At 63.0% G+C, this 18,759-nt stretch carries 17 protein-coding genes and 1 tRNA gene; 7 read left to right on the top strand and 11 right to left on the bottom strand.

Going from position 1 to position 18,759, the window contains the following annotated elements:
* Positions 1 to 126 precede the first annotated feature (126 nt).
* Positions 127 to 1,302 (bottom strand): acetyl-CoA C-acyltransferase FadA, encoded by a 1,176-nt coding sequence (fadA, locus tag BVH06_RS02135; protein WP_075933023.1) that lies wholly within the window; start codon positions 1,300 to 1,302, stop codon positions 127 to 129.
* Positions 1,303 to 1,332: 30 nt separating this feature from the next.
* Entirely contained in the window at positions 1,333 to 3,480 is a 2,148-nt protein-coding gene (fadB, locus tag BVH06_RS02130) for a fatty acid oxidation complex subunit alpha FadB (protein ID WP_075929420.1), read from the bottom strand.
* Positions 3,481 to 3,914: 434 nt separating this feature from the next.
* Here fadB and BVH06_RS02125 point away from each other — a divergent pair, with 434 nt between their 5' ends.
* The gene (locus BVH06_RS02125) at positions 3,915 to 4,733 is read left to right on the top strand and encodes a hypothetical protein (protein ID WP_075933081.1); all 819 of its coding nucleotides are present in this window, start codon (positions 3,915 to 3,917) and stop codon (positions 4,731 to 4,733) included.
* A gap of 26 nt (positions 4,734 to 4,759) precedes the next feature.
* Here BVH06_RS02125 and BVH06_RS02120 read toward each other — a convergent pair whose 3' ends face one another.
* A complete protein-coding gene (locus tag BVH06_RS02120; protein WP_075933022.1) occupies positions 4,760 to 5,197 on the bottom strand; it encodes a hypothetical protein in 438 nt (145 codons plus the stop codon).
* 88 nt (positions 5,198 to 5,285) lie between these two features.
* Here BVH06_RS02120 and BVH06_RS02115 point away from each other — a divergent pair, with 88 nt between their 5' ends.
* Positions 5,286 to 5,729, top strand: coding sequence for a universal stress protein (locus BVH06_RS02115; RefSeq protein ID WP_075929422.1), 444 nt, complete (start codon positions 5,286 to 5,288; stop codon positions 5,727 to 5,729).
* A 79-nt stretch (positions 5,730 to 5,808) separates the two neighbouring features.
* On the opposite strand, the gene BVH06_RS02110 is transcribed toward BVH06_RS02115, so the two are convergent.
* Entirely contained in the window at positions 5,809 to 7,737 is a 1,929-nt protein-coding gene (locus BVH06_RS02110) for an ATP-binding cassette domain-containing protein (RefSeq protein ID WP_075933080.1), read from the bottom strand.
* A 366-nt stretch (positions 7,738 to 8,103) separates the two neighbouring features.
* On the opposite strand from BVH06_RS02110, the gene BVH06_RS02105 reads away from it, so the two are divergent.
* Both BVH06_RS02105 and BVH06_RS02100 read left to right on the top strand, forming a co-directional pair.
* Complete coding sequence (locus tag BVH06_RS02105) at positions 8,104 to 10,032, top strand: transglycosylase SLT domain-containing protein (RefSeq protein ID WP_075929423.1); 1,929 nt, start codon at positions 8,104 to 8,106, stop codon at positions 10,030 to 10,032.
* 485 nt (positions 10,033 to 10,517) lie between these two features.
* Positions 10,518 to 12,158, top strand: coding sequence for a hypothetical protein (locus tag BVH06_RS02100; protein WP_075933021.1), 1,641 nt, complete (start codon positions 10,518 to 10,520; stop codon positions 12,156 to 12,158).
* Positions 12,159 to 12,283: 125 nt separating this feature from the next.
* Here BVH06_RS02100 and BVH06_RS02095 read toward each other — a convergent pair whose 3' ends face one another.
* The 5 genes from BVH06_RS02095 to moaB form a co-directional block, all read right to left on the bottom strand.
* The gene (locus tag BVH06_RS02095; protein WP_075933020.1) at positions 12,284 to 13,084 is read right to left on the bottom strand and encodes an MOSC domain-containing protein; all 801 of its coding nucleotides are present in this window, start codon (positions 13,082 to 13,084) and stop codon (positions 12,284 to 12,286) included.
* Positions 13,085 to 13,156: 72 nt separating this feature from the next.
* Positions 13,157 to 14,086, bottom strand: coding sequence for a chemotaxis protein CheV (locus tag BVH06_RS02090; protein WP_075933019.1), 930 nt, complete (start codon positions 14,084 to 14,086; stop codon positions 13,157 to 13,159).
* Positions 14,087 to 14,207: 121 nt separating this feature from the next.
* Complete coding sequence (gene yegS, locus BVH06_RS02085; protein ID WP_075929427.1) at positions 14,208 to 15,104, bottom strand: lipid kinase YegS; 897 nt, start codon at positions 15,102 to 15,104, stop codon at positions 14,208 to 14,210.
* Positions 15,105 to 15,204: 100 nt separating this feature from the next.
* Positions 15,205 to 16,416: a gephyrin-like molybdotransferase Glp gene (glp, locus tag BVH06_RS02080; RefSeq protein WP_075933018.1), complete on the bottom strand. Its 1,212-nt coding sequence runs from the start codon at positions 16,414 to 16,416 to the stop codon at positions 15,205 to 15,207.
* Positions 16,413 to 16,952, bottom strand: coding sequence for a molybdenum cofactor biosynthesis protein B (gene moaB / locus BVH06_RS02075; RefSeq protein ID WP_075929429.1), 540 nt, complete (start codon positions 16,950 to 16,952; stop codon positions 16,413 to 16,415). Before moaB ends, glp begins: the two co-directional genes overlap by 4 nt.
* A gap of 68 nt (positions 16,953 to 17,020) precedes the next feature.
* Here moaB and mobA point away from each other — a divergent pair, with 68 nt between their 5' ends.
* The 3 genes from mobA to BVH06_RS02060 all read left to right on the top strand — a co-directional run bounded on the left by mobA (position 17,021) and on the right by BVH06_RS02060 (position 18,100).
* Complete coding sequence (gene mobA, locus BVH06_RS02070) at positions 17,021 to 17,593, top strand: molybdenum cofactor guanylyltransferase MobA (RefSeq protein ID WP_075933017.1); 573 nt, start codon at positions 17,021 to 17,023, stop codon at positions 17,591 to 17,593.
* A 106-nt stretch (positions 17,594 to 17,699) separates the two neighbouring features.
* Complete coding sequence (locus tag BVH06_RS02065) at positions 17,700 to 17,921, top strand: YgdI/YgdR family lipoprotein (RefSeq protein WP_075929431.1); 222 nt, start codon at positions 17,700 to 17,702, stop codon at positions 17,919 to 17,921.
* A 102-nt stretch (positions 17,922 to 18,023) separates the two neighbouring features.
* Positions 18,024 to 18,100 (top strand) — tRNA-Pro (locus BVH06_RS02060).
* A 171-nt stretch (positions 18,101 to 18,271) separates the two neighbouring features.
* Here BVH06_RS02060 and BVH06_RS02055 read toward each other — a convergent pair.
* Together BVH06_RS02055 and BVH06_RS02050 are read right to left on the bottom strand one after the other, a co-directional pair.
* The gene (locus tag BVH06_RS02055) at positions 18,272 to 18,454 is read right to left on the bottom strand and encodes a hypothetical protein (protein WP_075933016.1); all 183 of its coding nucleotides are present in this window, start codon (positions 18,452 to 18,454) and stop codon (positions 18,272 to 18,274) included.
* Between the two features lie 168 nt (positions 18,455 to 18,622).
* The coding region (locus tag BVH06_RS02050) for a transposase (protein ID WP_139315544.1) at positions 18,623 to 18,759 on the bottom strand (137 nt) is incomplete at its 5' end.

Here is an 18,759-nt window from a genome sequence, read left to right as displayed (position 1 = left end):
CGCACATTGGCGCAACGCAAAAAAACAAAAACCGGGGCAGAAGCCCCGGTCGTGCAACCCATACAACGGATTTTGCCAAAGCCTGCTGCGCGAAACGCGTGCGGCGCAGCAGCCCCTGGCGAATCCTCAGATGCGCTCGAACACCGTGGTGATGCCCTGGCCAAGGCCAACGCACATGGTCGCCACGCCAAAGGTGCCGTTGTTCTGCTTCATCACGTTCAGCAGGGTACCGGAGATACGCGCCCCGGAACAACCGAAGGGGTGGCCCAGCGCAATGGCGCCGCCATGCAGGTTGACCTTCTCTTCCATCTTGTCGAGCAGCTTGAGGTCCTTGAGCACAGGCAGTGCCTGGGCCGCGAAAGCTTCGTTGAGCTCGACGAAATCGATGTCATCGATGGTCAGGCCGGCGCGCTTGAGCGCCTTCTGGGTGGACGGCACCGGGCCGTAGCCCATGATCGCCGGATCGACACCGGCCACGGCCATGGCACGCACCACGGCCATCGGCTGGATACCCAGATCCTGAGCGCGCTGGGCGCTCATGACGATCATGCAGGAAGCGCCATCGGTGATCTGCGAGGAGGTACCCGCGGTCACGGTGCCGCCCTTCGGGTTGAACGCCGGCTTGAGGTTGGCCAGGCTTTCCAGGGTGGTTTCCGGGCGAATGGTTTCGTCGTAGTCGAAGACCTTCAGGAAGCCGTTCTCGTCATAGCCCTGCATCGGGATGATCTCGTCCTTGAACTTGCCTTCCACCGTGGCCTTGTGGGCCAACTGGTGCGAACGCACGCCGAACTTGTCCTGGGCCTCGCGGCTGATGTTGTGCATCTTGCCCAGCATCTCGGCGGTCAGGCCCATCATGCCGGACGCCTTAGCCGCGTACAGCGACAGGTGAGGGTTCGGGTCGACCCCGTGCATCATGCCAACGTGCCCCATGTGCTCGACGCCGCCGACCACGAATACATCGCCGTTACCGGTCTGGATCGCCTGCACGGCGGTGTGCAGCGCACTCATCGACGAGCCGCACAGGCGGCTGACGGTCTGCCCGGCACTGGTGTGCGGGATCTGGGTCATCAGCGACGCCATGCGCGCGATGTTCCAGCCCTGCTCCAGGGTCTGGTTGACGCAACCCCAGATGACGTCCTCGACTTCCTTGGGATCGACCTTGCCGTTGCGCTCCAGCAGCTTGCTGATCAGCTGCGCCGACATGGTTTCGGCGCGGGTGTTACGGTGCATGCCGCCCTTGGAACGACCCATCGGGGTCCGGCCGAAGTCGACGATGACTGCATCTCTTGGATTCAGGCTCATAAATTCACTCTCGCTCCAATCGTTGCGCGATTAACCAAAGAAGGTCTGGCCGTTTTTGGCCATTTCACGCAGTTTCTCGGTCGGCTGATACAGCGCACCCAGATCGGCGTACTTGTCGGCCAGGGCCACGAATTCGGCGACCCCGACGCTGTCGATGTAGCGCAGCGCGCCCCCACGGAACGGAGGGAAACCGATACCGTAGATCAGGCCCATGTCGGCCTCGGCGGCGGTCTCGACGATGCCGTCTTCCAGGCAGCGCACGGTTTCCAGGCACAGCGGGATCATCATGATGTTGACGATGTCCTCGTCGCTCAGCTCGCGCTGCTCGGCCACGATCGACTTGAGCAGTTCGTACGCCTCGGGATCACTGACCTTCTTCGGTTTGCCGCGCTTGTCGGTCTCGTAGGCGTAGAAGCCCTTGCCGTTCTTCTGGCCCAGGCGGTTGGCTTCGTACATCACGTCGACGGCGGTACGACCTTCCACGGCCATGCGGTCCGGGAAGCCTTCGGCCATCACGTCACGGCCATGGTGGCCGGTGTCGATACCGACCACGTCGGACAGGTACGCCGGGCCCATGGGCCAGCCGAACTTCTCCATGACCTTGTCGATGCGCGCGAAGTCGACGCCGAAGCTCAGCAGTTTGGAGAAGCCGCCGAAGTACGGGAACAGTACGCGGTTGACCAGGAAGCCCGGGCAGTCGTTGACCACGATCGGGTTCTTGCCCATCTTCTTGGCATACGCCACGGTGGTGGCCACCGCTTCATCACTGGACTTCTCGCCACGGATGACTTCGACCAGCGGCATCATATGCACCGGGTTGAAGAAGTGCATGCCGACGAAGTTTTCCGGACGCTTGAGGGCCTTGGCCAGCAGGCTGATGGAAATGGTCGAGGTGTTGGACGCCAGGATGGTGCCCTCCTTGACCGTCGCCTCGACCTCGGCCAGTACGGCCTGCTTGACCTTGGGGTTCTCGACCACGGCTTCGACGACGATGTCGACGTGGCCGAAGTCGCCGTAGGACATGGTCGGGCGGATGGCACTCAGCGATTCGGCCATCTGCGCAGTGGTCATGCGGCCTTTCTCGACGCGCTTGGCGAGCAGTTTGGAGGCCTCGCCCAAGCCCATCTTGATGCCTTCCTCGCGGATGTCCTTCATCAGGATCGGCGTGCCCTTGGAGGCCGACTGATAGGCGATGCCGCCACCCATGATGCCGGCGCCGAGCACGGCGGCCAGTTTCACGTCCTGGGCGATGGCGTCATGGGCCTTGGCCTTCTTCTTCAGCTCCTGGTCGTTGAGGAACAGGCCGATCAGGCTTTGCGCCACGGAGGTCTTGGCTAGCTTGGCGAAACCGGCGGCTTCCACTTCCAGGGCCTTGTCACGACCGAAGTTGGCGGCCTTCTGGATGGTCTTGATCGCTTCGACCGGCGCCGGGTAGTTCGGGCCAGCCTGACCCGCAACGAAACCCTTGGCGGTTTCGAAGGCCATCATCTGCTCGATGGCGTTGAGCTTGAGCTTCTCGAGCTTGGGTTGACGCTTGGCCTTGTAGTCGAGCTCACCGGAGATGGCGCGCTTGATCAGGTCCAGGGCACCGGCCTGCAGCTTGTCGGCGGCGACCACGGCATCGACCGCGCCGACCTTGAGCGCTTCCTCGGCACGGTTTTCCTTGCCGGATGCGATCCACTCGACGGCGTTGTCGGTACCGATCAGACGCGGCAGGCGCACGGTGCCACCGAAGCCCGGGTAGATGCCCAGCTTGACTTCGGGCAGACCGATCTTGGCGCCTTCGGCCATGATCCGATAGTCGGCGGCCAGGCACATTTCCAGACCGCCACCCAGGGCGATGCCGTTGATGGCAACCACGGTGGGCACGTTCAGGTCTTCGAAATCGCTGAAGATCCGGTTGGCTTCCAGGCCGCTGGAAACCAGCTGCTCCTCGGGCAGCTTGAAGTTGTCGACGAACTCGGTGATGTCGGCACCGACGATGAACACGTCCTTGCCGCTGCTGACGATCACGCCCGTGATCGAGGCATCGGCCTTGATCGCATCGACGCTCTGGCGCAGCTCGCTCAGGGTCAGACGATTGAACTTGTTGACGGACTCACCCTTGAGGTCGAACTTGAGTTCGACGATGCCGCTTTCAAGAGCCTTAACCGTGATGGCTTTACCTTCGTAAATCATCAACTGATCTCCACGCTAAGGGAATCTGAACAGTACACACCGGAGCCAACCGGCCAATTCACGCTACGAACAACGTAGACGAAAAAGAGCTACCCGCCGATGCGATAGTCGGACTGGATTGGGCACTGCCAGCGAGGCAAACGCTCAATTCATACGCCCGTTTGATTTGGGTGAGCACACCTTCTCGGAAAAGCCTGCGATTGTCAATTGGCGTTATGTAGCCGAGTGAAGCCGGCACTACGCAGACCATACAGTCACTTTCAGCCTGGGCGAAAAGTCGATCATCGGTGTCGATAACGCATCATTCGGGCGGCGCAGATAACCCCTTTGCAGGCGCTAGCCAAAACGCCCGACCGCGGGTAGAGTCGCGGCCATTCGGCTGCCACCGAATACCAAAAAAACAACAAGAACGAGCGATGACCCGAGGTGCCAGCATGCCAGCCTACTTGCGTGCCTTCTCTCTGCGTACCCTCCTGCTGACCGCCCTGCTGCTCTCGAGCACCGGGCACGCCAGCACCACCACCGATTTCCAGCATCTGCAGACCTTCCATCTCGCCACCCAGAAAAGCCTGGGCGACTTCTACATGTACAACGCCATGGAAGGCGATCAGCGTTACGCGCGAATGATCGACGCTTCACGCCAACAGGCGCGCGACGGGCTGAACAAATTGGCGAACCTGGCCGATGTGGGCGCCGCGCGCCTGCAGACGCAACTGCAGCAACAATGGCAGTTGTACGACGGGGAGCTGACGACCCTGATGGCCGCGCTCCAGAAACAGGGCTACACGGACCTGCAGCCGGTCGCGGACCTGGCCGCACGCAACCGCCAGCTTCTGGCCACCGCCCAGGCGCTTTACGAAGCGCTGCAACGCATGGACGACAGCGCCATCAGCGCACAGATGGCGGCCACACGCGAGCTCAGCGTGCTGATGCAAGGCATCGCGGTGAACTACGCCGCGCGTAGCGCCTCAGTGGGTGCGAGTTTTTCGGGGGACAGCAGCGAACGCCCCATCGAGGAGCTGGTGGCCGACTTTTCCGCGCGCCTGACCGCACTGCGCAAGCAGCCCGGCAACAGCGTGGCGGTCAACACCACGCTCGACGGCGTGGCAACCAAATGGCGCTATATCGAGGGTTCGCTGCGCAACTACAACGAAAAGAGCGTGCCATTTCTGGTCAACAAGTACTCGGACAGCATCATCCGCAGCCTGGCGGATGTCGACGCGATCTACGCGCAGTCAGGCAGCCAGTCGTGATCCATTGCCATGAACCGGCCTGCGACTCAGGCGCGGCCCTTGAGAAAGGCAGCAATCGCCGGCAGGGATTCCGGCTGCGCGCGCTCGCCCCAGAACAGCGCGATCATTTGCGGCGTGGCCTCGGCCTTGTAGACGTCGGCGGGCAAGGTGGCGAGCTGCTCGCTCAGCGACGCATCCGCGCAGGGTTCCTGCCACTTGTTCAGCCACTTGCCCGGCTCGCTCTGCCAGTAGCACCAGCTGTCCTGTCGGCCCCTAGGGCGCGGGCTGTGGTACTGCGGGCAGGGGTTGGGCGGCGTTTTACTCAGCCAGTACGGCCACTCCTCGCGGGCCAGCTGCATCGCCAAACCGAGACGCCGGGCCTGCATGCGCACGTCCATCTGCCCGCGCTGGCGACGCGACGGCACCAGCCAGACCAACGGGCTGAGGGCGAAAACCAGTAGGGCGAGAACGATCCATCCCGTCATAATTTCTATCTCGACTGCGCAACCTGTGGTAAATGCTCAAACCAGCCATACTTGAAATCACTGGTCACCCTTGTAAGGAGACAACCCCATGTCCTACCAGCACATTCTGGTCGCCGTCGATCTGACCGAGGAGTGCGACCCGGTAATGAAGCGCGCCCAGGCTCTGGCGAGCAGCACCCAGGCCAAGCTTTCCGTGGTGCATATCGTCGAACCCATGGCCATGGCTTTCGGCGGCGACGTGCCGATGGACCTGTCGATGCTGCAACAGCAGCAGTTCGAACAGGCCAAGGAGCGCCTCGATGCCTTTGCCATCAAACACCCGCAACTCACCGCCGAGAACCGTCACCTGGCCTACGGCCAGCCGCGTCAGGAAATCCACCGCCTGGCCGCCGAACAGCACTGCGACCTGATCATCGTCGGCAGCCATGGCCGCCATGGCCTGGCCCTGCTGCTCGGTTCCACCGCCAACGACGTGCTGCATGGCGCGCCGTGCGACGTACTGGCGGTCAGCCTGAAGAAACCAGCGGCCTGATCAGCCCTGCCGAATGACGCCGGGTACCCGCCCGGCGTCATCCCACCCGATCCTTCCGACGCTGCGCCGCCCTAGCCTGTCAGCCTTCCAGCTCAGCCCAACGCTCGACCAGGCGATCCAGTTCTTCCTGTTGGGCCTGCAGTTGCGCCAGTACCGCGGAGGTCTGCTCGGCCGGCTGCTGATAGAAGGCCGGATCGGCGATTTTGGCTTCCAGCGCGGCAATCGCCTGCTCGGCGGTATCGATCATCTCCGGCATGGCGTCCAGCTCACGCTGGTGCTTGTAACTCAGCTTCTTCTTGGCTGCCGGTACAGCGGCGGCAGTCTCGACGACCGCCGCCTCGACCACGGGTGCTTCGACGATGGCCGAGCCCAGTTCTGCCTTGCCCGATTTGCTCTCGCCCACACCCAGCAGGCGCGGCGAGCCGCCTTGGCGCAGCCAGTCCTGATAGCCGCCGACGTACTCACGGACTCGCCCTTCGCCCTCGAAGACCAGGGTGCTGGTCACCACGTTATCGAGGAAGGCCCGGTCGTGGCTGACCATCAGCACGGTGCCCTTGAAGTTGGAAAGCACCTCTTCGAGCAGCTCCAGTGTTTCCACGTCGAGGTCGTTGGTCGGCTCGTCGAGCACCAGCAGGTTGGCCGGCTTGCTGAACAGCTTGGCCAGCAGCAGGCGCGCACGCTCGCCACCGGACAGCGCCTTGACCGGCGTGCGTGCACGCTGCGGGCTGAACAGGAAGTCGCCCAGGTAGCTCAGCACGTGACGGTTCTGGCCATCGATCTCGATGAAGTCGCGGCCCTCGGAAATATTGTCGATAACGGTCTTTTCGATATCCAGTTGGTGGCGCAGCTGATCGAAATACGCCACTTCGATCTTGGTGCCCTGCTCCACCTTGCCGGCAGTCGGCTGCAGACCGTCGAGCATCAGCTTGAGCAGCGTGGTCTTGCCGGTGCCGTTGGCGCCGAGCAGGCCGATGCGATCACCGCGCTGCAGCACCATGGAAAAGTCCCTGATCAGCAGCGGGCCGCCCGGATGGGCGAAGCTGACGTTTTCCAGCACCATTACCTGCTTGCCGGACTTATCCGCCACATCCAGCTGGATATTGGCCTTGCCGGTGCGCTCGCGGCGCTCGCTGCGCTCCACGCGCAAGGCCTTCAGGGCACGTACGCGGCCTTCGTTACGGGTGCGGCGTGCCTTGATGCCCTGGCGGATCCACACCTCTTCCTGGGCCAGCTTCTTGTCGAACAACGCATTGGCGGTTTCTTCGGCGGCCAGCGCGGCCTCCTTGTGCACCAGGAAACTGGCGTAATCGCCGTTCCAGTCGATCAACCCGCCGCGGTCCAGTTCGAGAATGCGCGTGGCCAGGCTCTGCAGGAAGGCACGGTCGTGGGTGATGAACAGCACGGCGCCCTGAAAATCCTTGATGGCTTCTTCGAGCCAGGCGATGGCGCCGATGTCCAGGTGGTTGGTCGGTTCGTCGAGCAGCAGCAGATCCGGCTCGCTGACCAACGCCTGGGCCAGCAGCACGCGACGGCGCCAGCCGCCAGACAGCTCGGCGAGGGTCTTGTCGGCCGGCAGTTGCAGGCGACTCAGGGTACTGTCGACCAGTTGCTGCAGGCGCCAGCCGTCCTTCGCCTCCAGCTCCTGCTGCACATGCATCAGCTTGTTGAGGTCTTCCTCGGTCACGCAGTTCTGCGCCAGGTGATGGTACTGGGCGAGCAGATCACCCACGCCGTCGAGGCCCTGGGCGACCACGTCGAACACCGTACGGCCATCGGCGACCGGCAACTCCTGGGGCAACTCGCCGATCTTCAGGCCCGGCGCCCGCCAGATCGTGCCGTCGTCGGGCTTCTGCTGGTCGTTGACCAGCTTGAGCATGCTCGACTTGCCGGTACCGTTGCGACCGATGATGCACACCCGCTCACCGCGCGCGATCTGCCAAGACACCTTGTCCAACAGCGGCATGGCGCCAAAGGCCAGGGAAACATCGGTGAACTTGAGCAGGGTCATCAGGGTTGCCTCGGACAATACGCGGGAGTGGTGGACGAAAACCTGGGGCGCGACCAAGGCCTCGTTGCTGCCGACCACGAAAGTGATCTGGCCGACGCGTGCGCCAACCAAAAACGGGCGCGTATTCTAACCGAGATGGCCGGCGGCGTCTGTGAGCCCGCATTGATGTGACATAAACAGACATGCGCCATGTACCGGCGGCCCTTTCGCGGCACGCAGGCAAAAGGCTAAGCTAGCGACCATTGCCGCCGCCGCGCCTGACGATGCACGTTTCGCAGCGGCGCACACCGGTAACCGCCCCAAGGGCACATCAGGCGACCGGCACCAGCCAGTCGCGCCCGATCACGAGATGACCCCGGAAGTGCCATGCGCTGTCGTTTGCCCAGTCTGCTGTCCTGCCTGATTCTTTGCGCCGCCACATCCACGCTGAGCCAGGCCGCGAGCCTGCAGCAGCAACGCCAGTACTACGACGAGGCCAAGGCCGCTCTCGCCAAGGGCGACAAGGGGCCTTACGAGCGCTACGCCAGCGCGCTGCGCGACTACCCGCTGACGCCGTATCTGACCTACGACGAGCTGACCGCACGGCTGAAATGGGCCAGCAATCAGGAAATCGAAGCCTTTCTCGCCGCCCATGGTGACCTGCCCCAGGCCAACTGGATGAAGTTGCGCTGGCTGCGCTGGCTCGCCGAACGCGGCGAATGGCAAACCTTCGCCAAGTACTACGACCCGGGGCTCAACTTTACCGAACTGGACTGCCTGAACGGCCAGCGCCAGCTTGCCCAGGGCCAGACCGCCGAAGGCTATGCCACCGCCGAGAAGCTCTGGCTGGTGGGCAAATCCCAGCCCGAAGCCTGTGACCGCCTGTTCGATCGCTGGGCCGCCGAAGGCCAGTTGACCGAGCAACGTCGCTGGCAGCGCGCCAAACTGGCCGCCGAAGCGCGCAACTACAGCCTGGCAACCTTCCTGAGCAAGGACCTGCCGACCCTCAGCAACCACGGCAAGCTCCTCGTGGAAGTCGCTCAGAAACCGCAGATTCTCACCCAGACCGCCCGCTTCACGCCGGCCGACGACGCCATGGGTGACGTGGTCAGCCTCGGTCTGCGTCGCCTCGCGCGCCAGGATCCGGAACAGGCCCTGAGCCTGCTCGAGGGCTACTCCCAGCGCATGCATTTTTCCGATCAGGAAAAGGTCGCCATCGCCAACGAGATCGGCCTGACCCTGGCGCGCCGCTTCGACCCACGCGCCCTCGACATCATGGCCAAGTACGACCCCAACCTGCGTGACGACACCGTCAGCGAGTGGCGCGCCCGCCTGCTGCTGCGCCTGGGCCGCTGGGACGAAGCCAATAAGCTGATCAGCCGCATGCCCGAGTCCCTGGCCAGCACCAACCGCTGGCGCTACTGGCAGGCGCGCAGCCTGCAACTGGCCCAGCCCAACAGCAAGGCCGCCCAGCCGTTGTTCCACGACCTGGCCAAGGAGCGCGACTTCTATGGTTTCATGGCCGCCGACCAGGTCAAGGAGCCCTATTACCTGAAGAATGCACCGCTGCAGCTCAGCCCTGCCGTGATCAAGAAAGTACGCAACGCGCCCGGCATCCGCCGCGCCATGGAATTCCACGACCGCGGACAGATCGTCGAAGGCCGCCGCGAGTGGTACCACGCCAGCCGCCATTTCGACCGTGACGAGCTGGTCGCCCAGGCGCGCCTGGCCTACGACATGCAATGGTATTTCCCGGCAATCCGTACCATCAGCCAGGCCAAGTACTGGGACGACCTGGACATCCGCTTCCCCATGGCCCATCGCGAGCCGCTAACCGCGGAAGCCAAGAAGCGCGGCCTGCATTCGAGCTGGGTATTCGCCATCACCCGCCAGGAGAGCGGCTTCATGGCCGATGCCAAGTCCCACGCCGGGGCCCTGGGCCTGATGCAGGTGATGCCGGCCACTGCCAAGGAGACCGCGCGCAAGTTCGGCATCCCCCTGAGCAACCCTAACAACGCGCTGCTGCCCAGCGTCAACATCCAACTGGGCGCCGCCTACCTGAGCCAGATCTACGGCCAGTTCAACGGCAACCGGGTGCTCGCTTCGGCCGCCTACAACGCAGGCCCGGGCCGCGTGCGCCAATGGCTGCGCGGCGCCGATCACTTGTCCTACGACGTGTGGGTGGAGAACATTCCGTTCAACGAGACCCGCCAATACGTGCAGAACGTGCTGTCCTACGCGGTGATCTACGGCGACAAGCTCAACGCGCCCCAGCCGCTGGTTGGCTGGCATGAGCGCTTCTTCGAGGATCAATGAACATCAGCCAAAATGCTGAGCTCCGGCTCTGTCACCCTGGCCTCCACTGACTGAAACCACAACCCCGACAACAGCCGCTGCAGGGCAAGCCTGCAGCGGATCGTACGCAGAACAGCCTGCTTGGCTGAGCCCTGTGACTGCCTCCAGTCTCTCCAGCTATGTAGCTGACCGCCTCCAGCATCCTCCCTCCTCGCTCGGCATCCGCAGCGCTCTGGCGCAGTGATCCGCAACCTCCAAGGCTCGATCAGCCGCTTGTGGGTAACGTAGTTGACTCACGCAGGGAACCAGTTCGCCGCCCAAACCACCCAGCGATATGGCTTTCTCACTGGAGAAGGCGGCTGATTAATGCCCCAGCCCTCCAACTGCGCGCAAGGAGCTAGGCCATTTCAGCCCAAAGCACATAACAACGATGAAACAGCAACATCACTGACTGCCCTGCTACGCGGCTTGATGCCTTGTATTTCATAAAGAAAAGAGGATTCGTTATGGATGGAGTTTCGCGCGGTACCCCTGCATTACCAGCTGTATCGCATACCCAGGTCGAAAATGACTCTCGCGCCGAGGGCCGCCGGGCAACCGAGATAAATGCAGCACAGCGCCAAGCACGCAACCAGCGTGAGATACATGATCACCTGGACGGTATGTTCCAGAAATATCGCAAACCCACCACGTTGCCACCAGGTGCTAGCGCGCAAGATCATGCGAAAGTAGCCGAGCACAATACAAAGATCGACGCTCTGGTGAGCTCCCGAGCCGAGCTGCTGGCGAGTGAAGGCGAAGATCTCGATTCAGTTCGCAGAACGCTGGAGAACGCCCATTCACTCGACAGCAAGTCGACATCAGGCTCTTCATTGGTTGCAGGATTGCCGTTCGCCTTGGTTGCGATTGCTCAGCATCTCAAACCCAACCTGGTGGAGGCCCCTGCCAAGATGTTGACCAGCCTTGCTGGCACAACTTCCCCATATGCCGAAGCGGCAGCTCAAGGCCTGGTTGCTGCTCTAGAAGCGGTCGCGCTCGATCAGATATCCACCGCCGCTCAGAATGAAATGAACAAGGACTTGCTGTTTTTCAAAGCACCTGAGGACAACTTGCACGATGTCATGGTGGAGGCGTTGAAAGACAAGGAGCCAGGACGGTTGACACAGGCCGGTACTGGCGCCGCGGAAATGCAAACGTTCAGTGTGCGTAATGTGTTGCGTAACGGCCTTGACACGCACCTCTCTTCTCAGGCGAATCAGCCCGGTCTTCGGCCGGAAGCGCAAGCGGCAGCGACAACCAAGGCCGCGAACGCCGGGACGACGATCACCAGTGTCGGCGGTGTTTTTTCGACAATGGGGTCAGCGCATCTTGCACGTATGCGGGAAGAAAAGAGTGGCCTACGCGATCCTGCGCAAATCTTCGCGCGCAAAGATGCCGAGCCCAAGGAAAATCTCGCTGATGAAAGGGACTGGTACGACATCTATAAAGCGGCCAAAGACACCAGTTGGAAGGCCATGGCCAGTCATGGTGCCAGCCGCGTAGGCAATGCCGCGATGGGTACCCTGAGTAGTACCCTGGACGGCGTACGAAGCCTCGGCACCGCGCGTAGCGTTCTGGCCAATGGCGGCTTTGCGGCAACGTTTAGCGGGGTCAGCGCCATTCAGAAAGCGGCTACGGCCCCAATCAGCAATCCTCTGGCCAAGGCTGCGGTCAACAACGCGATCAACCTTGTCGGCTCAGCTACGGCGTTTGGCGTGTACGGTGCCATGAACGCCGTGGGTCAGAAAGTGGCCGATAAAGCCTCAGAGTGGTACGACAAAGACAACCACGCGGCCCCCAAAGCGGCCGCTCGCCAGGCGATGGAGTCCACGCGTGACGGGACAAAGCACGCCTTCGAGGCAACACGCAACGGGACAAGCCACGCCATAGAAGCCACGCGTAACGGCGCAAACCAAGCGCTCGAATCCACACGCAATGGCATCAACTCGGCACTTGCAACAGGCCGACAAACGCTCGATACCGCTGCCGCCATGGTGGGTAGCATCGACTCGGACGCGATAACTCGACAGCTGATGGGGCAAGTCAATGAACTACGTCAGCGCCAGCGACAACAGCCGAATGAGGAAGATGGTATAGAGATGGTCTAAATATGCGCTGACTGTACGAGCACCTGCGCCTTTCGACTCGTTACTCCTCGTAGTAAGAGTCGAAATGGCAACACGGGCCAAGCCATGGATGGCAGCCCCGTGTGATACGCGTTTGTAGCTCTACCCTACTGCAATATTTCAACCGGCATGCCAACGCGCAGCTCGCCGCTGCCGTGGTTGATCAGGTTCTGTCCGAACATGATGCCGTCTTCGCCCTGGCGATAGCTGCGCAAAGTGGTCAGCGGCTCACGGTCGGCGCTGCGCTCCCCGGTCCTGGGGTCGATGGTGGTGATCACGCAGCGCGAGCAGCGTTTGGCGAGGGTGAACTCGACGTCACCGATACGAATGCGCTTCCAGCCGTCTTCGGCGTAGGGTTCGCTGCCCTGCACTACCAGGTTGGGACGAAAGCGCAGCATCTCCAGCGGCCTGCCGACCCGGGCCACCAGATCATCCAGTGAAGCCTGACCGATCAGCAGCAACGGGAAGCCATCGGCGAAGCCGACCTTCTCGTCGCCATCGACGTTGCCTTCAATGAAGCGCGCCCGCTCTGCCGGCACATGCACCAGCCGGCAGCTCTTGCCCATGAACTCGCTGCCCCAGGCGGCGGCCTCGTCACCGGCATCCGGTACCCGCAGAGTGTCGCGCCAGATGATCACACCGCGCAGCGCCTGGTCAGGATCCGGCAACGCCACCTGCAACACCGGCATGCCAGGCGCTTGCAGGGTAAGGCCACCGTCGACATTCCAGCGCGCCTGCAACTGGCTCATATGGGGAAAGGTGCGCTGCGTCATGAACCGACCGGTTTGCGCATCCGCGAACATCCAGCGGCGATCGCCGGCCACGCCCAGGCCATCGAGCTGCAGGCTAGGCAGGGACTCGCCCATGGCGGATTTGAGAGGGAAACGATATAGCGCGGAGAGATGCATGGCTCGGCGTCCTGACTTGAGCGAAACGGCGGTTATACGCAAACCGCCGCCAGGGCTCAAGCCAGCAGAGCTCTACTTTTCGTCGAGCGCCAGACGCTGACGAATCACATCCACCAGCTTGTCCGGCTGGAACTTGGACAGGAAGTTGTCACACCCCACCTTCTTGACCATCGCATCGTTGAAACTGCCGGACAACGAGGTGTGCAGCACCACGTACAGGTCACGCAGGCGCGGATCCTGACGAATCTCGGTGGTCAGGCGATAGCCGTCCATTTCCGGCATCTCGGCGTCGGTGAACATCATCAGCAGCTTGTCGGTGATGACTTCACCGGCATCGGCCCAGGCCTTGAGCATCTGCAGGCCTTTGAGGCCATCGGTGGCGACGTGCAGCTTGATGCCCAGTTGCGACAGGGTATCGCGCAGTTGCGCCAGGGCCACGCTGGAGTCATCGACCAGCAGCACTTCGCGGCCACGGGCTTTTTCCAGCAATGGATCGGCCAGACGGTCACCGGAAATGCGCGTGTCGTACGGCACGATTTCGGCCAGCACCTTTTCCACATCGATGATTTCCACCAGTTGGTCGTCGACCTTGGTGATGGCCGTCAGGTAATGCTGGCGCCCTGCACCACCGGGCGGCGGCAGGATGGATTCCCAGTTGAGGTTGAGAATGCGGTCGACGCCACCGACCAGGAACGCCTGGATCGAGCGGTTGTACTCGGTGACGATGATGGTGCTGCGCTCATCCGGCACGATCGGGCGCATGCCGATGGCCTGGGACAGGTCAATCACCGGCAGCGTCTGGCCGCGCAAGTGGATCACCCCGCAAACGAAGCGATGACGATGCGGCATCAGCGTCAGCTTGGGCATGTGCAGCACTTCCTGCACCTTGAACACGTTGATGGCGAACAACTGCCGGCCCGCCAGACGGAACATCAGGATTTCCAGGCGGTTCTCGCCTACCAACTGCGTCCGTTGATCAACGGTGTCGAGAATACCGGCCATTATTCGCTCCTGTGAGGCGTGGTGTTCGTATGAAGCTATCGGCCAGTCGTGCAATTACTGTAGGCGGCATGGCGCAACGCCATCTTGCACCAGCGCGCGGCGCCGCACCAGTACCCGCCGGTCAGTCACGCAGCAACGGCGACTGCGCCGGCAGATGCAGGCGCAATGCCTGGGGCCTTGCAGCGAAGCGTAGACGATGCCCGCCGCGAGGCTCGCCGTCGAGGTTCAAATCCAGCCCTTCGGGTGCGTCGATTTCCAGCCACGGCAGGCGCGCGCTGATCGATACCCCCTCAATGCCTTTCAGGCCGCCGGACAGCAGTGTGCCTAGCGTACCGACCACATCGGAGGCGGCCGGCACGATGCACACGTCCAGCAAGCCGTCATTCACGCGAGCATGGGGGCACAGCACATGCCCGCCACCGGCCTGGCGGCCATTGCCGATGCCAAGTGCGAGAAACTCGCCCTCCCAGGCGAAATCCGGGCCCTTGAAGCGACCAAAGGCCGAACGCACTTCGGCAAAGCGAGTCAGGCCGGTGAGCATGTAGGCCGCACCGCCCAGGAAGCGCTTGAGATCCTCGGAAGTATTCGCCGTGATATTCGAGCCAAAGCCGCCCGTGGCCATATTGAGGAACAGCTCGCCGTCGACCTCGCCCAGATCGATCGGCTGAGCAGGCGTGTCCAGCATAGCCAGGGCCTCACCAGGCGTCAGCGGAATGCCCGCGGCATGGGCGAAATCGTTGGCGGTACCCAGCGGTAGCAACACCAGGCTGGCATCGGTTTCGGCCTTGGCCATGGCCTCGGCGACGTCCCGCAGCGTGCCGTCCCCGCCGCCGGCGATCACGGTCGGATAACCCGCCTGCAAGGCCTCGGCGACCAGGCGCTGTGCATCGCCAGCTTCCCAGGTCAGCCGCACGGTCAGCTCCCAGCCGTTCTCGCGCTGGCTACTGACTGCCGCACGCACCTCTTCGTTGAGGGACTGCTTACCATGAAGGATCAACAGCGCTTTACGCTCTTGCATAACGGCTCCGAAAACGGGAATTGAACACTGTGCTGCCTAATGCAGACAGCGTGCGGGGCAAATAATCACGCCCACCGCACGCTCGTGCCGCTTGCCGGTGTCAGCCGAGCAGCTCGCTCATCGGGATGAAGTGCACGGCATCGCCTTCGGCAACGGTGCTGCCCTCCAATACCTGAGCCAACCCCTCGGCCCAGGCGGCGCTGCGCAACACGCCCGAGCTCTGGTTCGAATAGGGCACCACGCGGCCGTTTTCCAGGCGTGCGCGCAGGAACTCGCGCCGCTTGCCCGGCTTGGGCCAGGCGAAACCCGCCGGCACGCTGAAGCCCAGGGGCTCGACCTTCTGCACGCCGAGGCGACGCAGCAGATACGGGCGCGCCAGCAGGCCGAAGGTCACCAGGGTCGAGGCCGGGTTGCCAGGCAAGCCGATCACCGGGCGGCCGCGGAATTCGCCGACGGTCAGCGGTTTGCCGGGCTTGATCGCCAGCTTCCATAGAGCCAGTTCGCCGGCTTCGCGCAGGGCGATGCCGAGAAAATCCGCCTCGCCCACTGACACTCCGCCGGTGGACAGGATCAGGTCGACGTCATCGAGCTCACCCAGCGCCTGGCGCGTGCGGTCCAGGTCATCCGGCAGGATGCCGCCATCGACGACCTCGCACCCCATACGCTTCAGCCAAGCGACCAGCAGGTATCGGTTGCTGTTATAGATTTGCCCGCCGCTCAGCGCGTTGCCGGGCTCGACCAGTTCGTCACCAGTGGACAGCACCGCCACCCGCGGTCGGCGCCGTACCGGCAATTGTGCCAGACCGATGGAGGCGGCCAACCCCAGCTCGATGGGCCCCAGCCGCGTGCCGGCAGCCAGCAGTGTTTCGCCCTTGCGGTTTTCCTGGCCCTGAGGGCGAATGTTCTGCGCGACCTTCAGGGCCTGGTTGAAATGCACGCAGCCGTCGTCACCGACACTGACGTTCTCCTGCATTTCCACCGTATCGGCGCCCTCAGGAACCGGCGCGCCGGTAAAGATGCGCGCGCAGGTGCCGGGCCGCAGCGCATCGGGCGCCATACCGGCGAGAATGCGCTGGCTGACCGGCAGCGGCTCGCCCTGCCAGTCGGCCAGGCGCAATGCGTAGCCATCCATGGCGCTGTTCGGCCAGGGCGGCAGATCCAGACCGGCGACCATGGGCTCGGCCAGCACACGACCATCGGCCTCGGCCAGGTCGACCCGCTCGTGCTCGACGATCGGCGTCGCCTCGGCCAATTCCAGCAGCCGGGCCAGCGCCTGCTCCACCGGCATCAGCGGGGAATGCGCCTCGCTCATCCGCGGCTCTCGCAGGGCGCGGCGAGCTTCAGGTGTGGCACGAAATTGCACGGGCGATGGCGCGCATCGAGCTGTTCGGCGAGGATGCCATCCCAGCCGGTGCGGCAGGCGTTGGTCGAGCCCGGCAGGCAGCACACCAGGGTGCCGTTGGCCAGGCCAGCCAGCGCGCGGGACTGGATGGTCGAGGTGCCGATGTCGGCGATGGATATCTGCCGGAACAGCTCGCCGAAGCCATCGACCTGCTTGTCCAGCAGACAGGCCACCGCTTCCGGCGTGCTGTCACGCCCGGTGAAGCCGGTGCCGCCAGTGATCAGCACCACCTGCACCACGTCTTCGGCGATCCAGGTGGCGACCTGGGCGCGGATCTTGTACAGGTCGTCCTTGAGCAGCACGCGCTCGGCAAGGTTGTGGCCTGCCGCCTTGAGGCGGTCGACGAAGAGTTGCCCGGAGGTATCGGTTTCCAGCGTGCGGGTATCGCTGACCGTCAGCACGGCGATATTCAGGGGCACGAATGGCGCATCGGCCTTGTGGCTCATGGCAGGCTTCCAGTTGTCGTGAACAAAGGCCGGTGTTATACCACAGCGCCACCTCCGGAGACCCCGCCATGCCCGCCACCGCAACGCCCCAGCCCTTTTCGGTGGTTCTGCTCGCAGGTGGCCGGGGCCAGCGCATGGGCGGCCTGGACAAGGGCCTGGTGCACTGGCAGGCGCGACCGATGATCGCATGGCTGCACGAGGTGGTTCGCCCGCTCACCGATGACCTGATCATCTCCTGCAATCGCAACCAGTCGGCCTATGCCGCCTACGCCGGCCGCCTGGTCGGCGACGACAGCGCCGACTATCCGGGGCCCCTTGCCGGCATCCGCGCGGCCCTGCAGGTCGCCCGCCACCCGTTGCTGCTGGTGCTGCCGTGCGACGCCCCCAGGGTCGACCGCGCACTCATCGAGGGCCTGCTGGCCCTGGCAGACGGGCGCCCGGTGATGGCGCAGCGCGACGGCTACTGGGAGCCGCTGTTCGCGGTCATCCCTCGCCGCCTGCTGCCGTCGCTGGAAGAGGCCTGGCTTGAGGGCGAACGCAGCACCCAGCGCTGGCTGCGCGCGCATGACCCCGCCGCACTGCGTTGCGAGACCGACGATCCGCGCCTGAGCAACCTCAACTCCCCCGATCTGCTCGGCTGAAAGCTTGCGGCATGGGGCCACAGGTGGATAAATAGGGTGGAACTTGGGCTCGGCCTACTCGTCTGAGCCAAGGTAATCACTCTGCCTCGACTTAAGGAGACACGTCATGAAGCAACGGACGTCCGCTGCGTTTCTACTCGCCCTCGGCCTGGTGACCCTGGCTGGCTGCTCCACGCCATCGGTGATCACTCTCAATGATGGCCGTGAAATCCAGACCGTCGATCGCCCTGATTTCGACGACGACACCGGTTTCTACGAGTTCGAACAACTGGATGGCAAGCGCACCAAGGTCAACAAGGACCAGGTTCGTACCGTCAAGGAGCTGTAAGCGCCATTCGGGTCGTGGGCGCACGCCAGGTGCGGCGCCCCGATTAAAATTTTTTGCTAACCCCTTGTGTTGCAAAAGTTTTTGAGTAGAATTTGGCGAATTCGGAGTGTAGCGCAGCTTGGTAGCGCGTCTCGTTCGGGACGAGAAGGTCGCAGGTTCGAATCCTGTCTCTCCGACCAAATCCCAGAAAAACCGGCCCTCGCGGCCGGTTTTTTCGTTTTGGCGCCCTGGCATCCATCTTCCATGGACGCCAGCGCCACTCCCCTGCCATACGCCTCGTCCTACAAGGCATGAAAAAGCCCGCTCTGCGGGCTTTGTCTGGCATTGCTGGGCCAAAGGCTCCAGACGGTTCAGCCCTCGCCTCCGCCACCGCAGGCAATCAGCTCGATCAGCCCCATCTGATACCACTTGTTCTGGCAGCTCCAGCCATGCTCGAACGTCCAGGCACTGGCGGTGCCACTGAATGCGATACCGGCCAGCAATGCGGCCGCCAGCCCCAAACGGCGTGAACCCAGCTTCTTCATGTTTTTCATGGAAACCTCTCCATCGATCCAGGATTGATGGGCAGCGCATCGCACCGCAGCTATTCACGCCACCCTCACGGAAATGCTCCCGCAGGACCGGGCCTGGCTCAATAGAACAGGTGGCCTAGAGGCGAGGTGCCAGCCCGCCGGTTTTCGGCCGCCCATAAAAAAGGTTCTTCACGGATTGCCGGGAAAGTCATTCTTGATCTTCATAAAGAAGAATTCGCTGTCCCGGTAGCCGTAAGCCATCCGTTTGATGACCTTGATCCGGTTGTTAATCCCTTCTAGCTGACCCGTGTGCATGGGCCAGCGCA

Source organism: Pseudomonas sp. PA27(2017), assembly GCF_001945445.1.
Classification (GTDB): Bacteria; Pseudomonadota; Gammaproteobacteria; order Pseudomonadales; family Pseudomonadaceae; genus Aquipseudomonas.
This window is presented reverse-complemented; position numbering and strand designations above follow the sequence as displayed.